The following is an 8,174-nucleotide window of genomic DNA, read 5'->3' on the forward strand; positions in this document are numbered from 1 at the left end:
CCTGACCGGCGCCGACCTGGCCGCCGCGGAGCCCTACGCGGTGGCGAGGGCCGCCGTCCGCCGCAGCGGGGTCACCGCAGACGACCGCTGTCTGGTCGTCGGCGCCGGTGCGCAGGGACTGCTGGTGTGCCGCATCCTGTCCCGCCTCGGCATCCGCCCCGTCGTCACCGAACCCCATCCCCTCCGCGTGGCGCGCGCCGAGGGGCTGGGCGCGGTGCGCGACGACGGCCGTACCGGCTTCACCCTGGTCTTCGAGACGTCCGGGCACGCGCCCGCCCTGCGCCCCGCCGTGGAACGGTGCGCGCCCGGCGCCACCGTCGTCCTCATCGGTCTCGCCGCGGAACGGCTCCCGCTCACCGTCGACGACGTGGTCCGCCGTCAACTCGTCCTGCGCGGCTCGATGATCTACGACCACCCCGGCGATTTCACCACCGCCCTCACGGAACTCCCCGAGGCCCGCCCCGGCCTCGTCATCGGCTCCCGTTTCCCCCTGGAGCAGGCCCAGGAGGCCTTCTCGGGCGCGACCGAACGCGCGGGGAAGACATGGATCAGCCTGACCCCGACCGCCGACGCGAGCCGCTGACGGCCGGCACCGATCGCGCGGGGGCGGCCCCGGAGACGGGAGAAACCCCAGCCGAGGCGCGGCTGGGGTTCTCGGGGTGGCGGGTCACGGTCGGGCGATCACCGTGGGCCGGGCGGGTCAGCGCCGCAGGGTGAGGACACCTGGCCGGTACGGCAGCTTCGGGTAGTCGGTGCCGTCCGATGCCGGGTTCCTGCCCTGGTAGAGGAACCGCAGGTCGCAGGGGTCGACGGTCATGGTCTGGTCGGGGTTGTCGCGCACCAGGTCACCGTGGCTGATGTCGTTGGTCCAGGTGGCACCGCTGTTGGCCTTGCCCGCGAAGGGGGCGCTCTCGCTGTCGGCCTGCGGGGTCCACGTGCCGTTCAGGCCGGAGGAGGTGAAGGAGCGGAAGTAGCGTCCGCCCGCCCCCATGGCCTCGACGATCATCAGGTACTGGTTCCGGCCCTTGACCTTGTAGACCTCCGGCGCCTCGAACAGCCGGGCCTTCGTGTCGCTCATGATCTTCGTGTACGACGAGCCGAAGCTGCCGGGGAAGTTCCCGAGGGGGATCGTCGACCGGTAGATGCCGCCGTTGTCGTCGGCGAAGAACAGGTACATGTTCTTGTCGTCGGCGATCACGGTCGGGTCGATCGGGCCGCCCTCGGAGCCGGCGGGGAGGCTGCCGGTGAACAGCGGCTTCGGTGCGGACCAGCCGCTCGGGTCGGTGGGGTCGCTGGACGTGCGGTAGGTGAAGGTCCAAGCGGTGCCCCACCCGTTGGAGACCAGTACCCAGGTCTTCCTGGGCGCGAAGTAGAACAGCTTGGGCGCCACCGCGCCCTGGCTCATGCCCTTCTGGGCGGCCGAGCCCATGTCGGACCAGTTGGTGAAGGGGGCGAACGCCATCGAGCCCCATCCCGATGCCGAAGCGGTCGTTCCGTAGACCAGGTGCTTGCCCTGGTACGTCACGGCGGTGAAGTCCTTCAGTCCGACCCAGCCGTTCGACGGCTGCGCCAGCGGAGCCGACGACGTCCACCGGTACGTCGAGGGAAGAGCGCAGGTGCCGCCCTTGGTCGAGGCCGGGCTGAACTTCCAGCGCTGGTGGGCGCCCCCGTTGGAGTCCCAGATCCGCACGGGGGTCCCGTTGGCGGTCCGGCCGCGGGGGGTCTCCAGCACACGGCCGCTGGCGACGTTGGTCAGCGTGTAGGAGCCGTCGCTGTTCCGGCGTGCCCGCCAGTGCTGGTTGGCACCGCCGTTGGCGTCCCAGAGCTGCGTCCTCGTCCCGTTGGCGGTCCGGTCGCCCGGCTCGTCCAGGACCCGGCCGCTGGCGACGTTGGTCAGGGTGTACGAGCCGTCCGCGTTCCGGTCGGCTCGCCACTGCTGGTGGGAGGTGCCGCGGGCGTCCCAGATCCGCAGCGGGGTCCGGTTGCCGTTCTTGCCCGCGGGCTTGTCGAGGACGCGTCCGGCGGCGACGTCGGAGAGCGTGTAGACGGCGCCGGAGGTGATGCCCCCGCTCGGTGCGGCCCCGCCACTGCCGCCGCCCAGGTCCTTGAGCACCGCGCTGTACGCGGGCTTCTTCCTGCCCCCGCTGTCGAACAGCAGCGCGTTCTCACCGGTACGCCAGGAGTCGCTGTCGCGGATGCCCCACACCGTGACGCCCTTGCAGCGGTCGACGGCCAGGCACGCCTTGACGGCGTCGGTGTACGCGGTGGCGGACGCCTGGGCGATGTCCAGTTCGGTGATCTGGACGTCCACGCCGAGCGCGGCGAACTCGGAGAGGGTGGTCCGGAAGTTCGTCGGCGGGCCGCCGGTGCCGAAGTGGCTCTGGAAGCCGACGCAGTCGATGGGGACACCGCGGGACTTGAAGTCCTTGACCATGCGGTAGACGCCCTGGGTCTTGGCGTCGGACCAGTTCTCGATGTTGTAGTCGTTGTAGCAGAGCTTGGCCGCGGGGTCGGCCTTCCGTGCGGTGCGGAAGGCCTCCTCGATGAAGCCGTCGCCCAGCACGTCCTGGAACACGGAGCTTCGGTGCCGGCCGCTGCCGCCGTCGGCGAAGGCCTCGTTGACGACGTCCCAGGCGTAGATCCTGCCCTTGTAGTGGCCCATCGTGGTGGTGATGTGCTTGTTCATCACCTCGCGCAGGGTGGCGGCGTCGCGGATGGCGCCGACCCAGCCGGGCAGTTGGGAATGCCACACCAGGGTGTGGCCGCGCAGGCGCTGACCGTGCGCGGTGGCGTGGCTGACGATCCGGTCGGCGGGGCCGAAGTCGAACGACCCGCGGGAGCGCTCGACGGCGTCCCACTTCATCTCGTTCTCCGGGGTGACCATGTCGAATTCCCGGTCGAGGAGGGCGGAGTACGTCGAGTCGCCGAGCCTGCCCGCGGCCACCGCCGTACCGAAGTAGCGGCCGTGCGCGGCCGCCCCGTCGGCGAGCACGGTCGGCTTGGAGGGCTCCGGTGTGCGGGCGGCCTGGGCGACCAGCGGGACGGCGGCACCCGCGGTGGCGAGGACCAGGGCGGCGGCGAGCACGTGGCGGGTCGCCGGGCGGCGGCGATGGGAACGATGCTGTTCTGGCAACGGATCGTCTTTCTGGCGCGGTGGGGGCCTCGGCCCCGGATATCCGCCAGTCGACGCCGCGGCCACAAAGGTTGCCGTGACGGCGGAAGTGCTTCGTCGAGCCGGGGTCGCGTGCCGGGCGGCGGCATACGGAACCTTGACCGCTTCGAGGATCACCCCGGGGATTCGGGTGACGGGACGACATGTAGCGTCATCCCTGCCGTGACCTGCGGCAGGGCAGCGCACCCCCATCGGTTCGCGCCCCCGCATCCGCGCCCGGGTCCAGGTTCCCCCCACGCCGAGTTCGCGTACGCGTACCGGGCACACGAGCGTGCCCGCAGAACAGGAGCCGTCGTGGCGGTGAGAGTGTGGAGGCCGGGGGCCGTCGGTACGGCGGTCGTCGCGGCGGTCGTCGCGGTGACGCTGGGGGCCGGGGGCACGGCGAGCGCCGCCGGGTACACCGGGGTGGCCGGGCCCTGGAGCAGTGCCGCCGCGCTGACCGGGGCCGATGGGCAGCAGACGCTGATCGCCGTCCGGACCGCCGGTGACGGCACGGCGTTCGCGCTGTGGCGGAACCGCGCCGCCGGCGCCGGCACCTGGGACTTCGAGGTCGCCGTGAAGGCCGCCGGCGGCAGCACCTGGGGCGCCCCGCACACGCTGGCCACCGGCCGGTCCAAGGGCTCCCTCGTCGAGCTGACCGTGACACCCACCGGGCAGGCCGTGGTGACCTGGCTGGACGGGGGCGGCGCGGGCGGCGACCCGACCGCGCTGGCCGCCACCTGGAACCCCGCCCAGGGCGGTTGGTCCGCACCCGCGCCGATCGCGACGACCACCGGCGTGTACCTCGGGCTGCCCCGGCTCGCCGCCGCGGCCGACGGCACCCTCACCGCCGTGTGGGACCAGGGCGACTTCGCCGACTACGACGTCATGACCGCCACCCGCGCCCCCGGCGCTGCCACCTGGTCCACCGCGAAGCCGCTGGCCCACATCACCACCGGGTCCGTCTACGACCTCGCGCTCGCCGTCGCCCCGGGCGGCGCGGCCACCGCCGTCTGGGACGTCCACGACCAGGTCCCCGAGGAGGGCGAGGACGCCCACACCGTCCACACCGCCACCCGCGCCTCGGCGGGCGGCGCCTGGAGCGTCGCCGCCCCGCTGCCCGGCACCGCCGGCTCGGCCGGCACCGTGCGCGTGACGATGGACGCCAAGGGCGCCACCACCGTCCTGTGGCGGGCCGCCGCCGGTGGCGCCACCGCCCTCAAGTCCGTCACGCGGACCTCCGTGTCCGGTGGATGGGGCGCTCCGCAGACCGCGGTCGCCGCCATCGACCCCAGCGACGAGAGCGAGCCGCTCACCGCACCCGACGGTGACCTCACCTATGTGTGGGCCGGCTGGAGTTCCACGGCCGGAACCCCTGTCGTACGGACCGTCACCCGGACCGCGAGCACCGGCACATGGTCGGCGCCGAAGACGCTGTCCACCGGCTATGTGAAGTGGGACGTGTCCGCGTCCATAGGGGCCGACGGCACCGTCCAGGTCGTCTGGCCGCAGACGCCGAGCATCGAGAACGGCGACGACAACTACCTGGAGTGGGCCGTCCGTCCGGCCGGCGGCAGCTGGAGCGCGGCGAGCGCCCTCAACAGCGCGCCCGTGCCCGCCGTCCCCGACGCGAACGCCCTCTCCGGTGAGGTCACCGCCGGCCCCGACGGCCGGGCCACCGTCGTGTTCCGCAAGGCGGTGGACATCTCCCCCGGCGACTTCACCTCCCAGCTGTCCGCCCAGTCCCAGACCCTGCTGACCAAGCCGAAGGTCACCTCCGGGGCCGCCGTCAGCGGCACCGCCCGCACCGGCTCCAAGGTCACCTGCGGCGCCGCCTGGACCGGCTACGACACGACCGTCGCCTGGTCCTGGCTCCGGGACGGCACGACCATCACCGGCGCCACCGGCAAGTCCCGCACCCTGACCTCCGCCGACTACAAGCACCAGGTGTCCTGCCGCGCCAAGGTCAGCAACGCCGCCGGGTCCGTCACCTCCACGTCCGCGGCCGTCACCGTCGCCGTCGGCCCCGCGCTGAAGGCCGTCACGGCACCTGCGGTCACCGGCACCGCCAAGGTCGGCTACAAGCTCACCGCCGCCCACGGCACCTGGTCACCGGCCGCCACCTCCTACACGTACTCCTGGAAGCGTGACGGTACGACCGTCACGGGCGCCACGAGTTCGACGTACGTCCCCGCCAAGACCGACAAGGGCCACAAGATCACCGTGAAGGTGACGGCCAAGCGGTACGGCTGGACCAACGGGTCGGCCACGACCGCCGGGGTCGTCGTGCGCTGACCCCGCGCGGACACCGACGGACGGACGCCGACGGACGGACGCCGACGGACGGACGCCGACGGACGGACGCCCGGCCGGGGAGCCCCCTGGCCGGGCGTCGCCCTGTGGGGCCGACCGCCCTGGATCAGGCCGACCGCCCTGGATCGGGGCGGCCGACCGGGGCCAGGGCCGCCGAACCCGTATCAGGACCGCAGGGGCCGGGGCAGGGCCTTGAGGGTGGTCTCCGGGATCACGTGGTCGAGGAGATGCAGGGGCGCGGCGGTGACCCCGGCCGCCTCGGCGGCGTCCCAGTGGGCCAGGGCGTGGGGGAGGTCCACCAGGCCGTGGATCGGGGGGAGTTCCGTGCCGTCGTGGTGGGCGTGGAGCAGCGACTCCAGACGGCACGACGCGAGGGTGCCGGGCAGATGCGGCTGGAACTGGGTGCCCCGGGCCGGGCCGGTGCGCGCGAGGGGCGGGAGGTCCGCGGACAGCCGGGTCTCGGTGGTCCCCAGGGCGAGCAGTCCGCCTCCGACGAGCAGTACGTCCCGTTCTCGGCGCATCCGGTCGAGGGCCCGCGCGGTGTCGAAACAGTGCGGGAAGGAGTCGTCCACGACGATCGTGCCGGGACGGAGCCGGTCGACGTTCAGGAGTGCCGTGGGGCCGCTCACCGCGGTGACGACGACGTCGGCGTCCTCGTACAGCTCGGCCGGCAGTCCCGCGGGGGCGCCGGTGGACTCCATGACCCGTACGGCCGTGTGGGGGCGGTCCGCCGACAGTTCGGCGGCGAGACGGCGCAACCGTGGGGCGCTGCCCGGCAGGTCGCAGAGGATCAGCCGGGCCGGCGGACGGGGGCTGCGGGCCAGCAGCAGCCGGAGCGACGACGTGCCGATGGAACCGCAGCCGACGACCGCGAGGGTCAGACCGGCGAGGTCCCGGCCGGTCGCGGCGAGCGCCGCGTGCACGGTCTTCACGACGGCGACGGTGGTCGTGGCATGGCCGGTGGTGAGCGCGCCGGGGAGCGGAGCGGCGGTCGTGAGGGCCCCTGCGCCGGGTGCTTCGGCGCTTGGGGTGGCTGCGCTCGGGGCTGCCGTGGGGGCCGCTTCCCGGAGGACGTCGTAGCCGTAGCCGGTCAGGGCGGGGATCACCCCGGCCAGGGAGACGGAACGCGCGCCGAGGGCGAGGGCGTGCTCCACGGCCCGTGCGGTGCGGGCGGCGAGCGAACGTTGGTCGTCCGGGGTGGCGAGGGCCGTCAGTTCGTCGGCGAACACCGGCAGGGCGAGGAAGCCGGAGGTGCCGAGGGGCGTGGTCGTCGTCTCCAGCAGCCGTGGGCGGCCGTCGGGGAAGAGGAGTGCCCGGAGTGGTTCGCGGCCCGGCACGGCGTGCGGGGGCAGTCCCGCGTACGCGGCCAGGTCGCGGGGCGCGGGCAGATAGCCGATGAGCGCGGCGTCCAGGGGCGCGCTGTCCTCCAACTCGCGGCGCAAGACGCCCGCGAACGCGGCCAGTTCCTCCTCGGTGAGGGCGCTCGCCGACGCGCGGACGGTGACGCGTACCCCGTCGTCCGAGGGGCGGACGGCGAGGAAGACGTCCGTGCCCACGGGGGGCGGGGCGAGCGCCGTGTCGGTGTCGTCGGGGAGGACGGTCAGGGCGGTGCCGGCCGGGGCGTCGAGGGAGCCGAAGTCCAGGAACGTGAAGAAGAACTGGGCGGTACGGGGCAGGCCGTCGTCCGTCCGCAGGTCCAGCGGTCCGGCGGTACGGGCCGCGACCGCCTCGGCGGCGACACGGCGCAGGTCGTCCACGAAGGGGCCGGGCGCCTCCCCGTGGACCGGCGGGCGCACGGCCACGGCCTCCGCGAACGGGCCGAACACCCGGTGCGCGTCGGCCACGCTGTCGTCGCGTCCGGTGACCGCGAGGCCGAGCACCAGGTCCCGGTGGCCGGTGAGGCCGACGAGAGCGCGGTGGTACGCGGTGAGGAACGGCGCGTACGGCGTCGTCCCGGTGGTACGGGCGAGCCGGCGCAACGCCCCGGCGCGGTCGGCGTCGAGGGTGAGACCGGCGGTGTGGAAGCCGGGGGACGCCTCCGTGTCCTCGGCTGGCGGCCGGGAGGCGCGGAGCACGGGGGGTGTGTACGGGGCGTGGTGCCGGGCGAGGTGGTCCGCCGTCGCCGTCGCCGTCGCCGTCGCCGTCGCCGTCGCCGTGGCCGGGGTCGGGGTCCGGCGGTGGGTGGCGCGCAGTTCGACGTGGTCGCGGAACGTCGAGCGCAACGGTTCCAGACCGTCGGACAGACCGGCCGCGAAACGGTCGTGGACGGTGAGGAGTTCACGGGTGAACAGGGCGGCGCTGTAACCGTCGCCGATGAGGTGGTGGGCGTGGACGACGAGGACGTGTTCGTCGTCGGCACCCGTGAACAGACGCAGCCGCAGCAGCGGCCACGCCCACGGCTCGAACCGCCGCCGCGCCTCCTCGGCGATCCGCCGCTCCAGCAGCCCCGGCTCGCTCAGCGCCTCCGTCTCCACCGGCAGCCGCAGCGTGTCCGGCAGTTCCTGCTGCACGGGCGGGCGCGCACCGGCCGGGAACACCGTGCGGAGCATCGGGTGCCGGGCCACGAGGACGTCCACCGCGCGCTGGAACAGCTCCGGACGCAGGGGCCCGCGTATCCGGAAACGCGCCAGCCAGGCGGAGTCCCCGGAGGCGAGCGCGTCGGCCAGGAGGAAGCCCCGCTGGGAGGGGGTGAGGGGGTAGGGAGTGACCG

General features: G+C 73.9%; 4 protein-coding genes. 2 read left to right on the forward strand and 2 right to left on the reverse strand.

The window, feature by feature from the left end:
* The coding region (locus AOK15_RS29890) for a zinc-binding dehydrogenase (protein WP_157870411.1) at positions 1 to 583 on the forward strand (583 nt) is incomplete at its 5' end.
* 117 nt (positions 584 to 700) lie between these two features.
* Here AOK15_RS29890 and AOK15_RS29895 read toward each other — a convergent pair.
* Positions 701 to 3,085, reverse strand: coding sequence for a non-reducing end alpha-L-arabinofuranosidase family hydrolase (locus tag AOK15_RS29895; protein WP_055521457.1), 2,385 nt, complete (start codon positions 3,083 to 3,085; stop codon positions 701 to 703).
* A gap of 381 nt (positions 3,086 to 3,466) precedes the next feature.
* Here AOK15_RS29895 and AOK15_RS48375 point away from each other — a divergent pair, with 381 nt between their 5' ends.
* Positions 3,467 to 5,446, forward strand: a complete 1,980-nt coding sequence (locus AOK15_RS48375) for a hypothetical protein (protein ID WP_157870412.1) — start codon at positions 3,467 to 3,469, stop codon at positions 5,444 to 5,446.
* A gap of 182 nt (positions 5,447 to 5,628) precedes the next feature.
* Here the strand turns inward: AOK15_RS48375 and AOK15_RS29905 are convergent.
* A partial coding sequence (locus AOK15_RS29905) for a condensation domain-containing protein (RefSeq protein ID WP_240508659.1) occupies positions 5,629 to 8,174 on the reverse strand: 2,546 nt, incomplete at its 5' end.

The organism is Streptomyces ossamyceticus (assembly GCF_001418475.1).
Taxonomy (GTDB): Bacteria; Actinomycetota; Actinomycetes; order Streptomycetales; family Streptomycetaceae; genus Streptomyces; species Streptomyces ossamyceticus.